This is a genomic window from Streptomyces sp. NPDC037083 (genome assembly GCF_055606485.1).
The window spans coordinates 228,439-248,340 of sequence record NZ_JBVJSQ010000003.1 but is presented as its reverse complement, the minus strand read 5'-3'; the positions used below and the strand labels follow the sequence as shown (position 1 = coordinate 248,340).

Sequence of the window (19,902 nt, the reverse complement as noted above, 5' to 3'; positions counted from 1 at the left end):
TAGGAAACTCCATGTCCACCCACCCCGAAGCCGAGGCCCTGCTCGCTCGGTCGCATCGCCTCGGCGCTGATCCTCGCAACACCAACTACGCCGGCGGCAACGCGTCCGCCAAGGGCGCCGACGTCGACCCCGTCACCGGTGGGGACGTCGAGCTGATGTGGGTGAAGGGGTCGGGCGGCGACCTCGGCACGCTCACCGAGGCCGGGCTCGCCGTGCTGCGGCTGGACCGGCTGCGGGGGCTCGTCGACGTCTACCCGGGCGTCGAGCGCGAGGACGAGATGGTCGCCGCGTTCGACTACTGCCTGCACGGCAAGGGCGGGGCGGCCCCGTCCATCGACACCGCCATGCACGGGCTGGTCGACGCCGCGCACGTCGACCACCTGCACCCCGACTCCGGGATCGCGCTGGCCTGTGCGGCCGACGGGGAGAAGCTGACCGCCGAGTGCTTCGGGGACACGGTCGCCTGGGTGCCGTGGCGACGGCCCGGCTTCCAGCTCGGCCTGGACATCGCCGCGATCAAGGAGGCCAACCCGCAGGCGGTCGGCGTCGTGCTGGGCGGCCACGGGATCACCGCCTGGGGCGACACCGCCGAGGAGTGCGAGCGCAACTCGCTGCACATCATCCGCACCGCCGAGGCCTTCCTGGCGCAGAAGGGGAAGGCCGAGCCGTTCGGGCCGGTCGTCGCCGGGTACGAGGCGCTGCCCGAGGACGAGCGCCGGCGGCGGGCCGCCGCGCTCGCCCCCCACGTACGGGCGATCGCCTCCCAGGACCGGCCTCAGGTCGGGCACTTCACCGACTCCGAGGCGGTCCTCGACTTCGTGGCACGGGCCGAGCACCCGCGGCTCGCCGCGCTCGGCACCTCCTGCCCGGACCACTTCCTGCGCACCAAGGTGCGGCCGCTCGTCCTGGACCTGCCGACCACCGTCGCCGTGGAGGACGCGGTCGCCCGGCTGCGGGAGCTGCACGCCGAGTACCGCGAGGAGTACGCCGCCTACTACCGGCGGCACGCCGAGCCCGGCTCCCCCGCCATGCGGGGCGCCGACCCGGCGATCGTGCTCGTGCCCGGCGTGGGCATGTTCTCCTTCGGCAAGGACAAGCAGACCGCCCGGGTGGCCGGCGAGTTCTACGTCAACGCGATCAACGTGATGCGGGGCGCCGAGTCGGTGTCCTCGTACGCGCCGATCGAGGAGTCGGAGAAGTTCCGCATCGAGTACTGGGCCCTGGAGGAGGCCAAGCTCCAGCGGATGCCGAAGCCGAAGCCCCTGGCCACCCGGGTGGCCCTCGTGACGGGCGGCGGCAGCGGGATCGGCAAGGCGATCGCGCACCGGCTGTCGGCCGAGGGCGCCTGCGTCGTCGTCGCCGATCTGAACGCCGAGAACGCGGCCGCCGTCGCCGAGGAGCTGGGCGGCGCCGACAAGGCCGTCGCCGTCACCGTCGACGTGACGTCCGAGGAACAGATCGCCCGTGCCTTCGAGGCAGCCGCGCTCGCCTTCGGCGGGGTCGACCTGGTGGTCAACAACGCCGGCATCTCCATCTCCAAGCCGCTGCTGGAGACCTCGGCCAGGGACTGGGACCTGCAGCACGACATCATGGCCCGCGGCTCCTTCCTGGTGTCTCGGGAGGCGGCCCGCGTGATGATCGCGCAGCGGCTGGGCGGCGACATCGTCTACATCGCGTCGAAGAACGCGGTCTTCGCCGGGCCCAACAACATCGCCTACTCCGCGACCAAGGCCGACCAGGCCCACCAGGTGCGGCTGCTGGCCGCCGAGCTGGGCGAGCACGGGATCCGCGTCAACGGCGTGAACCCCGACGGCGTGGTGCGGGGCTCCGGAATCTTCGCGGGCGGCTGGGGCGCCCAGCGCGCGGCCGTGTACGGGGTGGAGGAGGACAAGCTGGGCGAGTTCTACGCGCAGCGGACCATCCTCAAGCGCGAGGTGCTCCCCGAGCACGTCGCGAACGCCGTGTTCGCGCTGACGGGCGGCGAGCTCACCCACACCACCGGGCTGCACGTCCCCGTCGACGCGGGTGTGGCAGCCGCGTTCCTGCGGTGACGGCCGTGAAGTCGTACGCAGCCGTCGACCTCGGCGCGTCCAGCGGGCGCGTCATGGTCGGCCGGGTCGGCCCGGACTCGCTGGAGCTGACAGAGGCGCACCGCTTCCCCAACCGGCCGGTCCGGGTGCCGGAGGGGCTGCGCTGGGATGTGCTGTCCCTGTACGCGGGGGTGCTGGACGGGCTGCGGGCCGCCGGGCGGGTGGACTCCGTCGGCATCGACAGCTGGGCCGTGGACTACGGCCTGCTGGACTCCGACGGGGCACTGCTCGGCAACCCGGTGCACTACCGGGACGCGCGGACCGAGGGCGTCGCCGAGAAGGTGTGGGAACGCGTCCCGGCCGCCGAGCTGTACGCGGCGACCGGCCTGCAGTACGCGCCCTTCAACACCCTCTACCAGCTGGCGGCCGCCGCCTCCTCTGCCCAACTCGCGCAGGCACGGAGGCTGTTGCTCATCCCCGACCTGCTGACGTACTGGCTGACGGGCGAACAGGGCACCGAGCTGACCAACGCCTCGACGACCCAGCTGATCGATCCCCGGACACGCGACTGGTCCCACGACGTCGCCGCCCGGCTGGGCATCGACCTGGAGCTGTTCGCGCCGCTGCGGCGGCCGGGCGACCCGGCGGGGCTGCTGCGCGCGGAGGTGCTGGAGGAGACGGGACTGACCGGGCCCGTGCCGGTGACGGCCGTCGGCTCGCACGACACGGCGTCGGCCGTGGCCGCCGTCCCGGCCACCGGCGAGCGGTTCGCCTACATCTGCACCGGAACCTGGTCGCTGGCCGGGCTGGAGCTGGCGGCGCCCGTGCTCACCGAGGACAGCCGGGCCGCCAACTTCACCAACGAGCTGGGACTGGACGGCACGGTCCGCTACCTGCGCAACATCATGGGCCTGTGGCTGCTCCAGGAGTGCGTACGGGCCTGGGGCGACCCGGAGCTGGGCGGGCTGCTGCGGGAAGCGGCCGCCGTGCCCGCGCTGCGGTCGGTGGTGGACGCGGGGGACGCTGTGTTCCTCGCGCCCGGGCGGATGCCGGAGCGGATCGCCGAGGCGTGCCGCGCCTCCGGGCAGCCGGTGCCGCGCACGCCCGCCGAGACCACCCGCTGCATCCTGGACTCCCTGGCGCTGGCGCACCGGCGGGCGATCGAGGACGCCCAGCGGCTCGCCGGCCATCCCGTCGACGTCGTGCACATCGTGGGCGGCGGCACCCGCAACGCGCTGCTGTGCCAGCTCACCGCGGACGCCTGCGGGCTGCCGGTGGTGGCCGGTCCGACGGAGGCGGCTGCGCTCGGCAACGTGCTCGTCCAGGCACGGGCGCACGGCCTGGTCGGCGACCGCGCCGGCATGCGCGGGCTGCTGGCCGCCACCCAGCCCCTGACGCGCTACGAGCCGCGGGGCGGCACCGGGCGCTGGCGTGCGGCCCAGGCCCGGCTCGTCTGAGGCCGAGATCCCGGTTCCACCGCTCGGGGAACCGGGGTCTCCCATGGATCCCTGCGCCGGGCTACTCTTCACTCATCCGATGACCGATCCATGAGGAGCCGCGATGCGTGTCGCCCTGTTCCTGACCTGTGTCAACGACACGCTGTATCCAGATACCGGCCGTGCCGTGGTGAAACTGCTGACCAGGCTAGGTGTCGACGTCGACTTCCCGATGGCTCAGACCTGCTGCGGCCAGGCGCACTACAACACCGGCTACCGTCATGAGGCCGAGCCTCTCGCCCGTCATTTCTCCGATGTCTTCGGTGAGTACGAGGCGATCGTGACCCCGTCGGGCTCGTGCGGGGCGATGGTGCGGGAGCTGTATCCACGGATGGGCGAGCGGGCCCGGGCGGAAGGGCGTGGGGACACGCTCGCCGCCACCCTGGCCCCCGTGGTCCCCAAGACGTACGAACTCACCGAGTTCCTGGTGGACGTGCTCGGGGTGACGGACGTCGGCGCGTACTACCCGCACACGGTGACCTACCACCCGACCTGTCATGGTCTGCGCGGGCTGGGGCTCGGGGACCGGCCCCGGCGGCTGCTGCAGGCCGTCGAGGGCCTGGAGCTGGTCGAGCTGCCCGGGGCCGACGAGTGCTGCGGATTCGGCGGGACCTTCGCGCTGAAGAACGCGGACGTCTCGGCGGCGATGGGCGCCGACAAGGTGCGCAGCGCCGAGTCCACGGGCGCGGAGGTGCTGTGCGCGGCGGACAACTCCTGTCTGATGCACATCGGCGGGACCATGACCCGGCTGAGGACCGGCATGCGGCCGGTGCACATCGCGGAGATCCTGGCGAGCACGGAAGCGGAGCCGGCGCTGTGAGCGGGACGTTCGTCGGGATGCCGGCGTTTCCGAAGGCCGCGCGCGAGGCGGTCGCCGATCCGACCCTGCGCGGCAACCTGCGGCACGCCACGCACACCATCCGCGCCAAGCGCGCGGCGGCGGTCGCCGAAGTGTCCGACTGGCCCGCGCTGCGGGAGGCGGGCAAGCGGATCAAGGACCACACCCTCGCACGGCTCGACCGGTACCTGGTGCAACTGGAGGAGGCGGTCACCGCGGCCGGCGGCACGGTCCACTGGGCGGCCGACGCGGACGAGGCCAACCGGATCGTCACCCGTCTGGTCAAGGAGACGGGCGAGACGGAGGTCGTCAAGGTCAAGTCCATGGCGACGCAGGAGATCGGACTGAACGAGGCGCTGGAGGCCGAGGGCATCCGGGCCTACGAGACCGACCTCGCCGAGCTGATCGTGCAGTTGGGCAAGGACCGTCCCTCGCACATCCTGGTCCCGGCCATCCACCGCAACCGGGGCGAGATCCGGGACATCTTCCGCGCGGAGATGGGCGCGTGGGGACGCCCGGCACCGGACGGGCTCACCGACACGCCCGCCGAACTCGCCGAGGCGGCCCGTCTCCACCTGCGCGAGAAGTTCCTGCGGGCCAGGGTCGGGATCTCCGGCGCGAACTTCATGGTCGCCGAGACGGGCACCCTGGTCGTCGTCGAGTCCGAGGGCAACGGCCGCATGTGCCTCACCCTGCCCGAGACGCTGATCTCCGTCGTCGGCATCGAGAAGATCGTGCCGACCTGGCGCGACCTGGAGGTCTTCCTCCAGACGCTGCCCCGCTCCTCGACGGCCGAGCGCATGAACCCGTACACGTCGACATGGACCGGCACGACGGACGGCGACGGTCCCCGGACCTTCCACCTGGTGCTGCTGGACAACGGCCGCACCGACACCCTGGCCGACGAGGTGGGCCGTCAGGCCCTGCGCTGCATCCGCTGTTCGGCCTGTCTGAACGTGTGCCCGGTGTACGAGCGGGCCGGCGGCCATGCCTACGGCTCGGTGTACCCGGGCCCGATCGGCGCGATCCTCAGTCCGCAGCTGCGGGGCACGGCGAGCGAGATCGACGCCTCGCTGCCGTACGCCTCCTCGCTGTGCGGCGCCTGCTACGAGGTGTGCCCGGTCGCCATCGACATCCCCGAAGTGCTGGTGCACCTGCGGGAGCGCGTCGTGGAGGGCGGCCCGGCCACGCGCGCGGGCAACAAGGTGATGCTCAAGCCGGCCAAGGGCCACGCCGCCGAACGTGCGGCGATGCGGGCGGCGCGCTGGGCCTTCTCCCACCCCGGCGTGCTGCGCGCCGGGCAGCGGATGGCGTCCCGCACGCGCGGCCTGCATCCCCGGAGCCTGCCCGGTCCCGGCAAGGCATGGAGCGCCTCGCGCGATCTGCCCGCCGTGCCCGCGGAGCCGTTCCGTGACTGGTGGCAGCGTACGAACGGCGGAAAGACGGAAGAGGGGACGGCGAAGTGAGCAGCAGGGAACTGATCCTGGGCCGGGTGCGGCGCGCGCTGGCCGACGTGCCGAAGGACGACACGCCGTACGAGGACGCCGTCGCCCGCGACTATCTGCGCGAGCACGGCGAGCGCGGCGTCGAGGAGACGGTGGAGCTGCTGGCGGAGAACCTGGCGGACTACCGGGCCGTCGTGCACCGGTGCGGTGAGGGTGAACTGTCCTCCGTGCTCGCCCGGTTGCTCGCCGAGCGGAAGGCGGCGACCCTGCTCGTGCCGCCCGGGCTGGAAGAGGCGTGGCTGGCGGAGACGGACGTCACGCGCGTGGCGGACCGGGCGGAGGCCGGTCCGCACGAACTCGACGAGGTGGACAGCGTGGTCACGGCCTGCGCGGTGGCCGTCGCCGAGACCGGGACCATCGTGCTGGACGGCGGTCCCGACCAGGGCCGGCGTCGGATCACCCTGGTCCCCGATCACCACATCTGCGTGGTGCGCGTTGCGGACCAGGTGGTCTCCTCCGTGCCGCAGGCGCTCGAACGCCTCGACCCGGGGCGTCCGTTGACGTGGATCTCCGGTCCTTCGGCGACCAGCGACATCGAGCTCGACCGGGTGGAGGGGGTGCACGGTCCGCGCACGCTGGAGGTGATCCTGGTCGGCTGAGGCACCCGCGCCCGCTCGGCGGGCGCGAGGCTTCGGCGATTCGGTCCGCTCGGAGGTCGCGGGGTCTCGCTCAGAGGTCGCGGGGCTCCAGCGGTTCGACCGCCGGGCCCTGCACCACGCGCCCGCGCACGTCGAAGCGCGATCCGTGGCACGGGCACTCCCAGGCCTGCTCGGCACGGTTGAAGGCGACCAGGCAGCCCAGGTGGGTGCAACGGGCGGACAGGGCGTGCAGTTGACCGTCCGCGTCGCGGTGGACGGCGCAGCGCTCCCCGGAGACGCGGACGACCGCGCCGTCGCCGGGAGCGATCCGGTCGACGGTCGGGCCGGAGGGCGAGGGCAGCCGGTCGCCGACGAAGTGCCGTGCCACGTCGGCCTGCTGCTTGAGGAAGGCGGCGCCCTCGCGGACCACGGAGGCGATGCGACGCGGGTCGTACAGGTCGTCCCAGGGGCTGGCGCCGCCGCTGATGCGTTCGGCCAGCAGGCTGCCCGCCATGATGCCGGTGCTCAGGCCCCAGCCGCCGAAGCCGGTGGCCACGTACACGTTCCTGCTGCCGGGGTGGAAGGGGCCGACGAGCGGGACGGAGTCCGTGGAGTCGTTGTCCTGGGTCGCCCAGCGGTGGGTGAAGGTCAGGTCGCCGAAGCGTCCCGCCGCCCACTCCCGGAGGCGGGCGAACCGTTCCTCGACGTCCCCGCCGGCGCCCGGCGTGAAGTGTTCGCCGGTCACCACGAGCAGCCGGCGGCCGTCCTCCAGGGGCGCCGTGCGCAGCGAACGGGTGTTGTGCTCCTGGGTGATGTACATCCCGAGCGGGGCGCGCGCCGCCTCCAGGGGCGCGGCCACGACCAGTTCGCGGCGCGGGGAGAGCCGGGAGAAGAGCAGCGCCCGGTCGAAGACGGGGTAGTGGGTGGCGACGACGACGGATCCGGCGGTCACCTTCGTCTCCCCGGCCGGGGAGCGGGCGGTCAGCGTGCAGGGATCGCCCTCGACGAGACCGGTGACGCGCGTGTGCTCGTGGATCGCGCCGCCGAGCCGCCGGATGTCGGCGGCGAGGGCCAGCAGGTACTTGCGGGGGTGGAACTGCGCCTGCTCCGCGACGCGGACCGCGCCCGCGACGGGGAAGGGCAGCTCGGTCTCGGTCACGTACTCGGCCGGCAGCCCGGCCTCGCGCGCCGCCTCCGCCTCCGCCTTCAGGACGTCGGTGCGGCCGGGATCCTCGGCGTAGGTGTAGGCGGCGGTGTCCTCCCACTCGCAGTCGACGCCGAGTTCGGCGGCGATCTGGGCGGCGTGGCGGATGGCTTCCGTCTGGGAGCGGGCGTAGAGCTTGGCGGCCTCCGGGCCGCGGGTGCGGCGCAGGCGGTCGTAGACGAGGGTGTGCAGCACGCTCAGCTTGGCCGTGGTGTGGCCGGTGACCCCGGCGGCGATGCGGTCCGCCTCCAGCACGGCCACCGAACGCCCCCGCCGGGCCAGTTCCCAGGCCGCGCTCAGCCCGGCGACGCCTCCGCCGACGACCGCGACGTCCACGGTGAACGGCCCCTTCGGGGGCGGTGCCGGATCACCGGGCGGGGCGGTCTGCAGCCAGTACGACTCTTGGGTGGCGGCCTGCTCGTCCATGGCGCACGAGTTCCCGCGCCGGGCCCGGCCACACACCACCGGACAGGTGTGCGGGACCGGACCGCGCACCCCCGTAGACGGCCCTGCGGGGTGGCGCAGGCGCCGGGGCGGTGTGTGGGGCCCGGCGGCCGGGGTCCGTCAGCTGTAGACCATCGGGCAGCCGTGGTCCAGGGAGTACCGGGCAGCCCGCAGGTACACCGCCACGTAGAAGGCGGTGGCCAGGTCCTCGCTCCACGGGCCGGGCCGGGCCGCCGCGACCTGGCTCCCCTCGCCGTCCAGGAACCACAGGGTCAGTTCGAGGTTGCCGCCCGTCGCCGGTATCGCGTCCAGGGGCAGGTCGAGAACGCCGGCCAGCCGCTCCGCGAGCGCGAGGACCTGCGGCGCGCCGGCGACCAGCGACTCATTGGTGTACGCCGTGGCGATCGGCAGCGAGATCTCCGGGTCGAGGGAGACCGGCACCAGGGCGGACCAGCCGCAGAGGGTCTCCTCCTCGGCGGGGGTCAGATGCGCGCGGCACAGCGCGGCGAAGCCGTCCATGGACGGACTCATCTTCTCCTCGAACCAGCCGGACGCCTTCCGCGCGGGCTCCCCCGGCCGGTACGGCGACTGTCCGCGCCGCCGCAACTCCTCGTTCAGCGCCTCCGCGAGGTCGCCGTGGCCGCCCTCGTGCCGGCCGAGCCACTCGACCGCGTCCACGCTCACCAGATACACACCCATGATCCGCAAGGTACCGCCCGCCACCGACAACCGCCCCGAACCCTGATGACAAAGCCGGTGAACAAGCGCTTAGATAGTTGCCGGATGCTGCCCGCTGACCGCACCGACCGCTCGGAGGCCCCGTTGTTCACATCCGTCGAGGATGTCTCCGCCCGCCTCGCCGAGAGCGGCTACCTGGCCTCGCCCGCCGTCGCCACCACCGTCTTCCTCGCCGACCGGCTCGGCAAGCCGCTGCTGGTGGAGGGCCCGGCCGGGGTCGGCAAGACGGAACTCGCCAAGGCCGTGGCCCAGGTCGCGCAGGCCCGGCTGGTGCGGCTGCAGTGCTACGAGGGCGTCGACGAATCCCGGGCGCTGTACGAGTGGAACCACGCCAAGCAGTTGCTGCGCATCAGCGCGGGCCGCGACGAGACCTGGGACGAGGCGCGCACGGACATCTTCAGCGAGGAGTTCCTCCTCCCCCGCCCGCTGCTGACCGCCATCCGCGGCGACGAGCCGACCGTCCTGCTGATCGACGAGACCGACAAGGCCGACGTCGAGGTGGAGGGCCTGCTCCTGGAGGTGCTCAGCGACTTCCAGGTCACCGTCCCGGAGCTGGGCACGGTCACCGCCACCCGCCGCCCCTTCGTCGTCCTCACCTCCAACGCGAGCCGGGAGCTGTCGGAGGCGCTGCGCCGCCGCTGTCTGTTCCTGCACATCGGTTTTCCCGAGGAGGAGCTGGAGCGGCGGATCGTCCGGCTGAAGGTGCCCGGGATCGACGCGACGCTGGCCGAGTCGGTGGTCCGGGTGGTCGGCGCCCTGCGCGCGATGGACCTGCGCAAGGCGCCCTCGGTCGCCGAGACGATCGACTGGGCGCGCACCCTGCTCGCCCTCGGCGCGGACGGCCTCGACGAGGGCGTCGTACGCGAGACCCTCGGCGTGATCCTCAAGCATCAGGAGGACATCCTCAAGGCCGGCGCGAAGCTCGACCTGGACGCCGGGTGAGCGCCGACGTCGCCGACCGGCTGGTCGGCTTCGTCGCCGCGCTGCGCGCACACGGCGTCCGCGTCGGCACCGGCGAGACCGTGGACGCCGCCGAGGCCGCGGCGGCGCTGGGGTTCGCCGACCGCGGACTGCTGCGCGAGGGACTGGCCGCGACGCTGCTGCACTCGACGGACCAGCGACGGGTGTTCGACACCGTCTTCGACCTGTACTTCCCGCGTGCCGTCGGCGCACCCCTGAACGAGCCCGGCGAACGGGACGACCTGCGCGACCGGCTGGCGGCCGCGCTCGCCGCGGACGACGAGACGACGCTGGGCCGGCTGGCGGTCGAGGCCGTCGACGGGCTGGGCGGCTACGGGAGTTCACCGGGCGCGGACGGCTGGTCCTCGCACCAGACCCTCGAACGGCTGCGCCCGCAGACGCTGCTGGCGCGCGTGCGGGACGACGTCCGAGCCCGGGGCGGCGGCGCCGGGTTCGCCGGCCGGCTGCTCGAGGACGAGATCCGGCGGCGCATCGAGGCCTTCCGTGGCCTGGTGGCCGAGGAGGCACGGCGCCGGGTGGCGGAGCGGCGGGGGCGCGACGAGATCGCCCGGCGGGCGGTGGCGCCGACCGCCGACCGGGTCGACTTCCTGTACGCGGGCAAGGACCGGCTGGCCGAACTGCGGCGGACGGTGCAGCCGTTGGCGCGCAAGCTGGCCACCCGCATGGCTGCGCGCCGCCGCCGGGCCGCCCGGGGCACGATCGACCTGCGGCGCACGCTGCGCGGCTCGTTGTCGACGGGCGGGGTGCCGATACGGCCCGTGCTGCGCCGCAGGCGCCCGGTCCGCCCCGAACTGGTGCTGCTGTGCGACGTGTCGGGCTCGGTGTCGGGGTTCTCCGATTTCACCATGCTGCTGGTGCAGGCGCTGCACGACCAGTTCAGCAAGGTACGGGTGTTCGCCTTCGTCAACCGGATCGACGAGGTGACGGGGCTGCTGGAGCACGGCGCCGCCGACCCGGAGGGGCTCGGCGCGCGCATCCGGGCCGAGGCGACGCTGACGGGCTACCACGGCAGCAGCGACTACGGCGTCGCCCTGGGCGAGTTCGTGCTGCGGTACGGCGCGGCCGTGACCCCCCGGACGACGGTGTTCGTCCTCGGGGACGCGCGCACCAACATGAGCGATCCGAACCTGGCGGCCGCACGGGAACTCGCCGGACGGGCCCGCCGGCTGTACTGGCTGAACCCGGAGCCGCGCTCCCTGTGGGGCACCGGCGACTCGGCGGCGCCCGAGTACGCCGAGCTGGTCGCGATGCACGAGTGCCGCAACGCCCACCAACTCGGCGTCCTGGTAGGCAGGTTGCTCCCGGTCTAGCCGTACCCCGGGCGATTGCGGCCTAGCCCTGGTCGGCCTTCGCGAACTCCTTGGCCGTCTGGCCCTCGAAGTCGTACACGATGGCCTGCTCGTCACCCACGACCCACGCGTCGTGTCCGGGCGTGCACACGAAGACGTCGCCGGGGCCCACTTCCTGCTCACCGCCGTCGTCCATGCGGATGTGCATACGGCCCTGGACCACGTAGCCGTTGTGGTTCATCTGGCAGGTCTTCGTGCCCGCGATCGGCGCCACGGACTCGGTCCAGCGCCAACCCGGTTCGAAGGTCCCCACGGCGAAGTCGCACCCGGACAGGTGGACGGCTTCGAGGTGACCGCGGGGGAAGTCACGCCGCTCATCCGGCTTGTCGAGCGTCTTGATCTCCAGCATGACGCTCCTCCCTTCCGGCCGCTCCGCACTGCGGCCGGGGCCCGTCTCCCCGGCGGCAGGGCGTCACCGGTGGGGTCGAGCCCCACACGTCCATGGTCCGCCTGTCCACCGGGAGCCGCCAATCGGAGCACGCTCCCCCCTCAGGCGCCGCCGCACAGCTCGGCGAAGCGGCCGGTGTCGATGTTGCCGCCCGAGACGATCACGCCGACGCGCCGGGGCAGGGCGCCGACCCGGCCGGCGAGGAGGGCGGCCAGCGGAGTGGCGCCGCTGGGCTCGACGACGATCTTCAGGCGTTCGAAGGCGAACCGCATGGCCGCGCGGATCTCCTCGTCCGAGACCAGGGCGATCTCGTCCACGAGCCGCCGGTTCACGGCGAAGGTCAGCTCTCCGGGAGTGTGCAGGGCCTGGCCGTCGGCGATGGTGTGCGGCACCGGGATCTCGATCCGGCGGCCGGCCTCCAGTGACCGCCTGGTGTCGTCCCCGGCCTCGGGTTCGACGCCGACGACGCGGACGCCGGGCCGCAGTCCCTTGACCGCGGTCGCGCTGCCGGCGATCAGGCCGCCGCCGCCGACCGGCGCCAGCAGGGCGTCCAGCTCGCCCGCCTCCTCCAGGAGTTCCAGCGCGGCGGTGCCCTGGCCCGCCATGACGTGCGGGTGGTCGTAGGGCGGGATCAGCGCCAGGCCCCGGTCGGCGGCCAGCGCCTCGGCGATGGCCGCCCGGTCGCCGCTGTAGCGGTCGTACGTCACGATCTCGGCGCCGTAGCCCTCCGTCGCCGCCCGCTTGGAGCGGGGCGCGTCCTCGGGCATGACGATCACGGCGCTGGAGCCCAGCTCCCGTGCGGCCAGCGCGACGGCCTGGGCGTGGTTGCCGGAGGAGTACGCGGCGATGCCCCGGGCGAGCTGCTCGGGGGTCAGGCGGGAGGCCGCGTTGTAGGCGCCGCGGAACTTGAAGGCGCCGACGCGCTGGAAGTTCTCGCACTTCAGGAGGATCTCGGCGCCCACGATCCGATCGAGGGTGCGGGAGCGGAGCACGGGCGTGCGGTGGGCGACGCCCTTGAGTCGAGCGGCCGCGTCACGCACGTCGTCGAGAGTGATGGGCGCGGGTGTGGTCGTCACGGGTGTGCTCCCTCGGGAGTGTCGTCGGCGCCGGCGTCGCGCGCGGCTCTGGACTGGGAGAGGTAGTGGTAGGCGGAGGCGCGGGAGATGCCGAGGCGGGCGGCGATCTGCTCGACGGCGCGGCGCACGGCGAACACCCCGCGTTCGTCCAGGCCGCGGAAGAGCGCCAGGCGCCGGGAGCGGTCGAGGCCGGCCCAGGTCTGGTCCTGGCGCAGCAGATGGGCGTCGAGGAGGGCTTCGACGACGGAGTCGATGTCGTCGCCGAAGGTGGTCACCGGCGTGTCGGCCGGTGCTCCCGCCGCCCCCGCGAGTGCCGCCAGCAGGCCCTGCACCCGGTCCACCTCGGTGACGTCCACGTTGACGCACAATGCGCCGAACACCGCGCCCGTGGAGTCGCGCAGCACCATCGTCGACGACTTCACCCGTTTTCCGGCGCGGGTGCGGGTGACGTAGTTCAGCTCGTCGACGGCGTCGTCGCCGCGGGCGAGGACCCGCATGCCGATCTCGCTCATCGCGCCGCCGACCGTCCGCCCCGTCACCGCCCCGGCGACGGCGGCCACGGACTTCTCCGGGCGCCGGTAGTCGTGCAGCACCACCTCGCACACCGGGCCGAAGGTCGCCGCGATTCCGTCGACGACGGGGGTCAGCGCGCGCAGGATCGCGTCCCGCTCGGATTCCCGGGCGTCCCTTGCATCCATGGCCTCATTAGACCACACGTCCAGAGGCTGGATGAATAGTCCAGAGAGAGGATCCGGCCGTATACCCGGCCGACAGCGCCGGGAGGACGCCTTCGGGGAACCGTCGATCAAGGGGGTTGGGGTGGTGCCGCCAATTACCCTTTCCCTAGGATGAGTTGTCGGCCGCGCCAGCCCGTGGCACGGCGGGGATCCGGGGAGAAGAGATGCAGCCGGGCAAGCAGCCGTCCACGAGGATCGATGCCACGGTTCCGACGGCCGCACGCATGTACGACCACTACCTGGGCGGCAAGGACAACTACGCGTCCGACCGCGCCGCCTGCGAGGAACTCGACAAGGTCGTGCCGAGCACCCGCGTCCTCGCCCTCAACAACCGGCGCTTCCTGCAGCGGGTCGTGAAGACCCTGAGCCAGGAATACGGGATCCGCCAGTTCCTCGATCACGGCTCCGGCCTGCCCACCCAGGACAACGTGCACCAGGTCGCCCAGCGCGTCGACCCCAGCACGCGCGTCGTCTACGTGGACAACGACCCGATGGTGCTCGTGCACGGGCGGGCCCTGCTGGAGCAGGACGAGCGCACCACCGTCATCCACGCCGACATGCGCGACACCGAGACCGTCTTCGCCCACGAGGACACCCAGCGCCTGATCGACTTCTCCCAGCCGGTGGCCGTGCTGTTCAACTCGGTCTTCCACTGCATCCCCGACAGCGACGCCGACGGACCCCGGGCCGTGGTGCGCCGGGTGACCGAACGCCTGGCCCCCGGGAGCTTCCTGCTGATGTGTCAGCTGGTCAGCGAGGACCCGGCGGTCAGGGAGTTCGTCACCGACTTCATGGACAAGGCCACCCAGGGCCACTGGGGCCGGGTGCGCCAGGAGAAGGACGTCGCCGCGCTGTTCGAGGGCCTGGAGATCCTCGACCCGGGCCTGGTCGAGGTCTCCACCTGGCGCCCCGACACGGACGTCGCGCCCCGCCAACTCACCCAGGAGTGGATCGAGTTCGGCGGCGTGGGCCGCCTGGTCTAGAGCGTCCGGGGACGGCGGACGGTCAGCGCGGCGGGCCCGTCGTCGCGGCCGGCCGTCACGTCGTCGGGCGCAACGCCTGCGCGCCCCGCCGCAGCCGCGCCGACCACTGGCCGTCGGGCGCGACACTTGCGCGGCGTCAGGCGTAGCGCCCGCGCGCGGTCTCCTCCAACAGCGCCACGGACTCGCGGGGGTTGAGCGCTTCGTCGGCCAGTCTGTCCAGGGCCACGCGGTACTCCTCGGTCTCGTCCCGGTCCTCCAGGAAGGTGGCGCTGCGGATCTGCTCCAGATAGACGACATCGGGCAGATCGACGCCGCCGAAGCGCAGATAGGTGACCGGTATGGCCGGCGCCGAGGCGTGCGTGACGTCCAACGGCACCACCTGGATCGTGACATGGGGCAGCGCGGCCAGCTCCACGAGGCGGTCGAGCTGCTCGCGCATCACCTCACGGCTGCCCAGCACCCGCAGCAGCACCGACTCGTCGAGGATCGCCCACACCCGCGGCGGGTCCGGCCGCCGCAGCAGCTCGGTGCGCCGCGTCCGCAGCTCCACCCGGCGCTCGACCTCGCGTGACGTCGCCGACGGCAGCCCGCGCTCCACGACGGCACGCGCGTACGCTGGCGTCTGCAGCAGGCCGGGCACGTACTGGATCTCGAAGGTGCGGATCGCCGTGGCCGCCTCCTGAAGTCCGACCAGCCGGTCGAACCACTCGGGCATCAGGCGTTTGTCGTAGCGCTGCCACCAACCCGGCTCGCCCGCCTGCCGCAGCAGCCGGATCAGCACGGAGGCCTCGTGGTCGTCGGTCCCGTACAGCGACAGCAGAGCCCGGACGTCCGCCTCCACGGGAGGCCTGCGCCCCTTGCCCGCCTCGATGCGGGACAGTTTCGCCGGGCTGAACCCGAGGGAACGAGCCGCCTGCTCCTGGGAGAGGCCGGCGTCCTCCCGGATACCCGCCAGCTGAACGCCCACCAGTGTTTTCAGCAAGGTCGGGGCGGGCTCGGCCCGGTTCAGATACGGTTCGAGGCGGGACACGCGAGGTGACTCGGCAGACATCCTGACTCCCCGTGGACCGGCAGACGACAGACCGCAGTATCGCATCCCAAGCCCTCCGGCCGCACGCGGCAGGGGAATTGAGGTTCCGACGAGCCCCTCGGCGGCCCCCTTCGAGTCCGCACCGGACCCTCACGCCGCCTGCACGCGAACCTCACACGAGATGATCGAACTCCCCGCCCTTGGCCCCGGCAACGAACGCGGCCACCTCGGCCGGCGTGTACACCAGGGCCGGACCGTCGGGATCACGGGAGTTGCGCATCGCGACCCCTCCCCCGTCCAGGGCCGCGACCTCGACACAGTTGCCCTCGGCGTTGCTGTGACTGCTCTTGATCCAGCGGGCGCCCAGCGAGCTCGCCCGCACTCCGTTCGGCACTGACGGCACTGCACTCTCCTCGCTTCGTGCGCGCAATTTCCCGTGAAATTGCACGAGGACATCGTCAGCGTGGATAATAACCATGTCGTCAACCGCACTTCTGGCCGCCCGTCCTGACGTCGTCTCAGGGAGATGCCGTGTCATCACCTGCGCAGTTCCGGAGCCACGAGTCCGTCTCCGTGCGCGACTCGCCCAGAACCGCCGCCCTGAACCTCACGGGCAGTCGCGACGGTTTCGCCCAGGCCCGGGACTTCACCCACCGCACCCTCGACTGCTGGTCCCTGGACCACTGCACGGACGACGCGCTCGTCGTCGTCACGGAACTGGCCGCCAACGCGGTCCTGCACGGCCTCCCGCACACCTCGGCGGACGAGTTCCACGTGCGGCTCAGACTCACCCTGCGCCGCTCCCACCTGGTGTGCGCCGTCACCGATCCGAGCGACAGCCTGCCCCTCTGTCCGCACACCGGGGACGCCCTCCTGGAGCACGGCCGCGGACTGCGCATCGTCGAAGCCCTGTCCGAGCACTGGGGCTGGACCCGCCGCTTCCCGACGGGCAAGACCGTCTGGGCCATGCTGCCGACCCGCCACCAGCCCTGATCCCGACCGACACCTGACACCGGACATGACTGCCACGAAGAGAACCGCACCGCTCGCGGACCTGGGACACGTTCCGTGGCCCGAGATCAAGGACTCCACCGGATCCGCCGCGGACATCCCCTTCCTGCTGACCACACTGGCTCGGGGCGACGCCGACAGCGCCTCCTCCGCCCTCGGCCAACTTCGGCGCAGAATCTGCCAGTTCGGATTCGTGGTCGACGAGGCGACGGCGGCGACGGTGCCCTTCCTCTGGGAACTCGTCCGGCTCCCCCAGGTCACCTGTCGCGCCGGGATCCTGCGCCTGCTGAAGAGCATCGCCGACACACGGCAGTGGGAGACCACGGCCGCCGCCTACCCCAAGCTGCTCCATCACCCCGGCAACTACGTGGCGTGGGAGCGTGCGGCCCATCGCGCCGTCCGCGCCCAGCGCGACGTGCTGCGTCAGCTGCGCGCCGAACCGGACACCGAGCTGGCACGGGCCACCACGGAACTCGCCGCGACCCTCACCGACTGACCGACCGGGAGGACCCGCGAGGTCCGAGCACGACGGAGGACAGAGGAGAGGGAGAAGGATAGGGAGGAGAAGGAAAGGGAGAGGGATAGCCACGGAGGACGGGGGCCGCGAAGAACCCGGGGAGCCGACCGCCTGCGCCACCTCCCCCGCCGCGCGCACCCCGCACGACCGCTAGGTTTGACCGCATGAGCAACCTTGACCGCTCGCCCGTGGCGAGTGTGTGCGGCGGCCGCGGCTTCGTCGTCGCAGAACCCGTCCGCGAGCTGCTGAGCCCCCGACAGGTGAAGCTCGGCGAGTCGACCGAGGTGCGCCGGCTGCTGCCCAACCTCGGTCGGCGCATGATCGGAGCCTGGGCCTTCGTCGACCACTACGGCCCCGACGACATCGCCGACGAACCCGGCATGCAGGTCCCGCCGCATCCGCACATGGGTCTGCAGACCGTCAGCTGGCTGCACGAGGGCGAGGTGCTGCACCGCGACTCGACCGGCAGCCTGCAGACCATCCGGCCCCGGGAACTCGGGCTGATGACCTCGGGGCGTGCCATCAGCCACTCCGAGGAGAGCCCCCGGGCGCATGCCCGATTCCTGCACGGGGCGCAGCTCTGGGTCGCGCTGCCGGACGCGCACCGGCACACCGACCCGCGCTTCGAGCACCACGCCGCACTGCCCACCGTCACCGCCCCCGGCCTCACGGCCACCGTGCTCCTGGGCGACCTCGACGGCTCCACCTCACCCGGAACGGCGTACACCCCCATCGTGGGCGCCGACCTCGCGCTCGCCCGGGGCGCCGACGTCCGGCTGCCGCTGCTGCCCGACTTCGAGTACGGCGTTCTGTCGATGTCCGGCGAGGTCCACGTGGACGGTGTCCCCGTCCTCCCCGGCTCCATGCTCTACCTCGGCTGCGGCCGCACGGAACTGCCCCTGCGGGCCGAGTCCGACGCGGGGCTGATGCTGCTCGGCGGCGAGCCGTTCGAGGAGGAGCTCGTCATGTGGTGGAACTTCGTCGGACGGTCCCAGAAAGAGATCGAGCAGGCGCGCGAGGACTGGACGACGGGCACTCGTTTCGGCGAGGTGCACGGTTACGAAGGCGCTCCGCTGCGCGCACCGGAGCTGCCGCAGGTGCCGCTCAAACCGCGGGGACGGGTGCGCTGACCCGGGAAGAAGCTGCGGGCTGAACGGCCGGGGAGCAGTCGCCGCCTCGGCCGCCGGCCCTTCGGCGACCCCTCCGTCGCGGGGGCCGGGCACCGTGCGCACCGCCCGTGCTCGACGAACTCGCCGCGCCTGCAACGGCACCGTCACCGTCACCGTCACCAGCAACGCTCCCTGAGCCCTCTCGCCGCACGGCCGACACGTCGGCTCGTGCGCGCCGTGCGGGACGCCCTGGATGCGTTCGGGCGCGGGGCCGGTGCGGAGAACTTCGCCGAGGCTCGCACGCCTCTTGACTCCCCTCATGCACTGGACCGTACAGTTCATTGTCGACCGACGCCGCTCGGTGCCGTGGAGTACTCCCCCGCAACACCGCACCGGCCCCGGACCGAAAGAAAGGCGGGCGTGCGTCACACCTCGCCCGCGGAAGGACGACGATGTCCCCGAGCCCTCACGCCGACGTCACGGCATCCGACAGGCCCAACCGCGGCCCGCACTCCCTGCGCGAGTACGCGACCTCCCTGCGGGGCTACCCCACGCCCGCGTGGAAGGCCGCGATCGCCTGCGTGACGGCCATGGCCCTGAGCCCGGCCGCCCTGAACTCCACCATCACGTTCTTCATCGAGCCCGTCGCACGGGACTTCGGCTGGTCGCAGTCGCAGACGCTGACCATCTTCACCATCCCGACCATTGCCGCTCCGTTCGTCCTGCCGCTGACCGGACGCTGGGTGGACCGCTGGGGCGCCCGCGCCGTCGCGGTGCCGGGCGCCGCGCTGTATGCCCTCTTCACCGCGACGACCGCGCTCGCCGGCGGCAACGTCGTGTTCCTGCTCCTGCCGCTGTTCGCCGCCACCGCCTTCGGCTACGTCGCCATCATGGGCGTGTTCTACAAGGTCGTCGCGGAGTGGTTCCCCCACCACCGGGGATCGGGCTACTCGCTGCTCATCGGCGCCGCCACCAGCCTCGGCGGAGCGATCACGGCCCCGCTGTGCCGGCTGTCCATCGACGGTTTCGGCTGGCGTCAGACCTACCTTCTGATCGCGCTGTGCATCCTCGTGATCGTCTTCCCCGCCCAGTACTTCCTGCTCTCCGAGCCGACGCGGGTGCGTGAGGACGGCGGGGCCAAGACGGCCGCGGGAGGCGGGAAGGAACTTCCCGGGGTGCCGCTCGGCGCCGCGCTGCGCTCCCGGGGCTGGCTGCTCATGGCGGCGGTCATGGTCATGATCGCAGCGGTGGCGATGAGCGTGCGGCTGAACGCCGTCTCCCTGTTCGGCGACCGCGGCTACTCGGCCACGACCGTGTCGCTGTCGCTGTCGGTGCTCCTGGTGTCCTCGATCGTCGGACAGTTCCTCGCCGGTGTCACCATCGACCGTTCGAGGAGCGCGCGCACCTTCGCGCCGTTCGTGGCATGCCTCGTGGCCGGCACGGTCGCGATCTTCGCCGCCCGGGGCGGGACCCTGGCGCTGCTCCTGGCCATGTGGCCGCTCGGCGTGGTGATGGGCGCGGAGTCCTCGGTCGCGCCGTTCCTGGTGGCCCGCTACTTCGGCCTGCGCGCCTTCGCACAGCTCCAGGGCATGACACTGGGCGTCGTCGCTCTCTTCGGCGTCGGTCTGTCCCCGGTCCTCGCACAGGGAGCGGCCGAGGCCACGGGCAGCTACACCGGGCCCCTGATCGTCCTGACCGCGGTGAGCGTGCTCACGCTGGCCCTCGTCTTCCTGCTCCCGCGCTACCCGGTCGCCGACGAACGCGAACCCGCGGCGGTGGACCAGGCGCAGCCGGAAGCGGTCTGACGCAGGTGCGGTTGCCGGACGGTCACCAATGGTGCGCTCCGTAGTGCTCTCCGTAGTGCTCGTCCCGTCCATGGGAGCCGGAG

General features: G+C 72.5%; 19 protein-coding genes. 12 read left to right on the top strand and 7 right to left on the bottom strand.

The window, feature by feature from the left end; translation table 11 throughout:
• Window positions 1–11: 11 nt before the first annotated feature.
• From ACZ7DE_RS09745 to ACZ7DE_RS09725, 5 genes are all read left to right on the top strand, one after another.
• Window positions 12–2,051, top strand: a complete 2,040-nt coding sequence (locus ACZ7DE_RS09745) for a bifunctional aldolase/short-chain dehydrogenase (protein ID WP_470759213.1) — start codon at window positions 12–14, stop codon at window positions 2,049–2,051.
• Window positions 2,052–2,056: 5 nt separating this feature from the next.
• Complete coding sequence (locus ACZ7DE_RS09740; protein WP_470759212.1) at window positions 2,057–3,487, top strand: rhamnulokinase; 1,431 nt, start codon at window positions 2,057–2,059, stop codon at window positions 3,485–3,487.
• A gap of 103 nt (window positions 3,488–3,590) precedes the next feature.
• Window positions 3,591–4,346 (top strand): (Fe-S)-binding protein, encoded by a 756-nt coding sequence (locus ACZ7DE_RS09735; protein WP_470759211.1) that lies wholly within the window; start codon window positions 3,591–3,593, stop codon window positions 4,344–4,346.
• A complete protein-coding gene (locus tag ACZ7DE_RS09730) occupies window positions 4,343–5,830 on the top strand; it encodes a LutB/LldF family L-lactate oxidation iron-sulfur protein (protein ID WP_470759210.1) in 1,488 nt (495 codons plus the stop codon). Before ACZ7DE_RS09735 ends, ACZ7DE_RS09730 begins: the two co-directional genes overlap by 4 nt.
• Window positions 5,827–6,468 (top strand): LutC/YkgG family protein, encoded by a 642-nt coding sequence (locus ACZ7DE_RS09725; RefSeq protein ID WP_470759209.1) that lies wholly within the window; start codon window positions 5,827–5,829, stop codon window positions 6,466–6,468. The genes ACZ7DE_RS09730 and ACZ7DE_RS09725 overlap by 4 nt, the downstream gene beginning before the upstream one ends.
• A gap of 70 nt (window positions 6,469–6,538) precedes the next feature.
• Here ACZ7DE_RS09725 and ACZ7DE_RS09720 read toward each other — a convergent pair whose 3' ends face one another.
• Window positions 6,539–8,077, bottom strand: coding sequence for an FAD-dependent oxidoreductase (locus ACZ7DE_RS09720; protein WP_470759208.1), 1,539 nt, complete (start codon window positions 8,075–8,077; stop codon window positions 6,539–6,541).
• A 138-nt stretch (window positions 8,078–8,215) separates the two neighbouring features.
• Window positions 8,216–8,794 (bottom strand): hypothetical protein, encoded by a 579-nt coding sequence (locus tag ACZ7DE_RS09715; RefSeq protein WP_470759207.1) that lies wholly within the window; start codon window positions 8,792–8,794, stop codon window positions 8,216–8,218.
• 123 nt (window positions 8,795–8,917) lie between these two features.
• On the opposite strand from ACZ7DE_RS09715, the gene ACZ7DE_RS09710 reads away from it, so the two are divergent.
• Together ACZ7DE_RS09710 and ACZ7DE_RS09705 are read left to right on the top strand one after the other, a co-directional pair.
• A complete protein-coding gene (locus ACZ7DE_RS09710; protein ID WP_470760067.1) occupies window positions 8,918–9,775 on the top strand; it encodes an AAA family ATPase in 858 nt (285 codons plus the stop codon).
• Window positions 9,772–11,124, top strand: coding sequence for a VWA domain-containing protein (locus ACZ7DE_RS09705; protein ID WP_470759206.1), 1,353 nt, complete (start codon window positions 9,772–9,774; stop codon window positions 11,122–11,124). Before ACZ7DE_RS09710 ends, ACZ7DE_RS09705 begins: the two co-directional genes overlap by 4 nt.
• Window positions 11,125–11,146: 22 nt before the next feature.
• Here the strand turns inward: ACZ7DE_RS09705 and ACZ7DE_RS09700 are convergent, their stop codons facing one another.
• From ACZ7DE_RS09700 to ACZ7DE_RS09690, 3 genes are all read right to left on the bottom strand, one after another.
• Window positions 11,147–11,512, bottom strand: a complete 366-nt coding sequence (locus tag ACZ7DE_RS09700) for a cupin domain-containing protein (protein ID WP_470759205.1) — start codon at window positions 11,510–11,512, stop codon at window positions 11,147–11,149.
• A gap of 140 nt (window positions 11,513–11,652) precedes the next feature.
• Window positions 11,653–12,627 carry a threo-3-hydroxy-L-aspartate ammonia-lyase gene (locus tag ACZ7DE_RS09695; RefSeq protein ID WP_470759204.1) on the bottom strand — a complete coding sequence of 325 codons (975 nt, stop codon included), beginning with the start codon at window positions 12,625–12,627 and terminating at the stop codon, window positions 11,653–11,655.
• Window positions 12,624–13,325 carry a helix-turn-helix transcriptional regulator gene (locus ACZ7DE_RS09690; RefSeq protein ID WP_470759203.1) on the bottom strand — a complete coding sequence of 234 codons (702 nt, stop codon included), beginning with the start codon at window positions 13,323–13,325 and terminating at the stop codon, window positions 12,624–12,626. Before ACZ7DE_RS09690 ends, ACZ7DE_RS09695 begins: the two co-directional genes overlap by 4 nt.
• A gap of 203 nt (window positions 13,326–13,528) precedes the next feature.
• On the opposite strand from ACZ7DE_RS09690, the gene ACZ7DE_RS09685 reads away from it, so the two are divergent.
• Window positions 13,529–14,347 (top strand): SAM-dependent methyltransferase, encoded by an 819-nt coding sequence (locus ACZ7DE_RS09685; protein ID WP_470759202.1) that lies wholly within the window; start codon window positions 13,529–13,531, stop codon window positions 14,345–14,347.
• 136 nt (window positions 14,348–14,483) lie between these two features.
• Here the strand turns inward: ACZ7DE_RS09685 and ACZ7DE_RS09680 are convergent, their stop codons facing one another.
• Complete coding sequence (locus ACZ7DE_RS09680) at window positions 14,484–15,398, bottom strand: helix-turn-helix domain-containing protein (RefSeq protein WP_470759201.1); 915 nt, start codon at window positions 15,396–15,398, stop codon at window positions 14,484–14,486.
• 151 nt (window positions 15,399–15,549) lie between these two features.
• The gene (locus ACZ7DE_RS09675; protein WP_470759200.1) at window positions 15,550–15,780 is read right to left on the bottom strand and encodes a DUF397 domain-containing protein; all 231 of its coding nucleotides are present in this window, start codon (window positions 15,778–15,780) and stop codon (window positions 15,550–15,552) included.
• A gap of 128 nt (window positions 15,781–15,908) precedes the next feature.
• Here ACZ7DE_RS09675 and ACZ7DE_RS09670 point away from each other — a divergent pair, with 128 nt between their 5' ends.
• The 4 genes from ACZ7DE_RS09670 to ACZ7DE_RS09655 all read left to right on the top strand — a co-directional run bounded on the left by ACZ7DE_RS09670 (window position 15,909) and on the right by ACZ7DE_RS09655 (window position 19,819).
• Window positions 15,909–16,370 (top strand): ATP-binding protein, encoded by a 462-nt coding sequence (locus ACZ7DE_RS09670; RefSeq protein WP_470759199.1) that lies wholly within the window; start codon window positions 15,909–15,911, stop codon window positions 16,368–16,370.
• 25 nt (window positions 16,371–16,395) lie between these two features.
• The gene (locus tag ACZ7DE_RS09665; RefSeq protein WP_470759198.1) at window positions 16,396–16,884 is read left to right on the top strand and encodes a hypothetical protein; all 489 of its coding nucleotides are present in this window, start codon (window positions 16,396–16,398) and stop codon (window positions 16,882–16,884) included.
• 185 nt (window positions 16,885–17,069) lie between these two features.
• Window positions 17,070–18,035, top strand: a complete 966-nt coding sequence (locus ACZ7DE_RS09660; RefSeq protein WP_470759197.1) for a pirin family protein — start codon at window positions 17,070–17,072, stop codon at window positions 18,033–18,035.
• 431 nt (window positions 18,036–18,466) lie between these two features.
• Window positions 18,467–19,819 carry an MFS transporter gene (locus ACZ7DE_RS09655; RefSeq protein WP_470759196.1) on the top strand — a complete coding sequence of 451 codons (1,353 nt, stop codon included), beginning with the start codon at window positions 18,467–18,469 and terminating at the stop codon, window positions 19,817–19,819.
• Window positions 19,820–19,902: the final 83 nt, after the last annotated feature.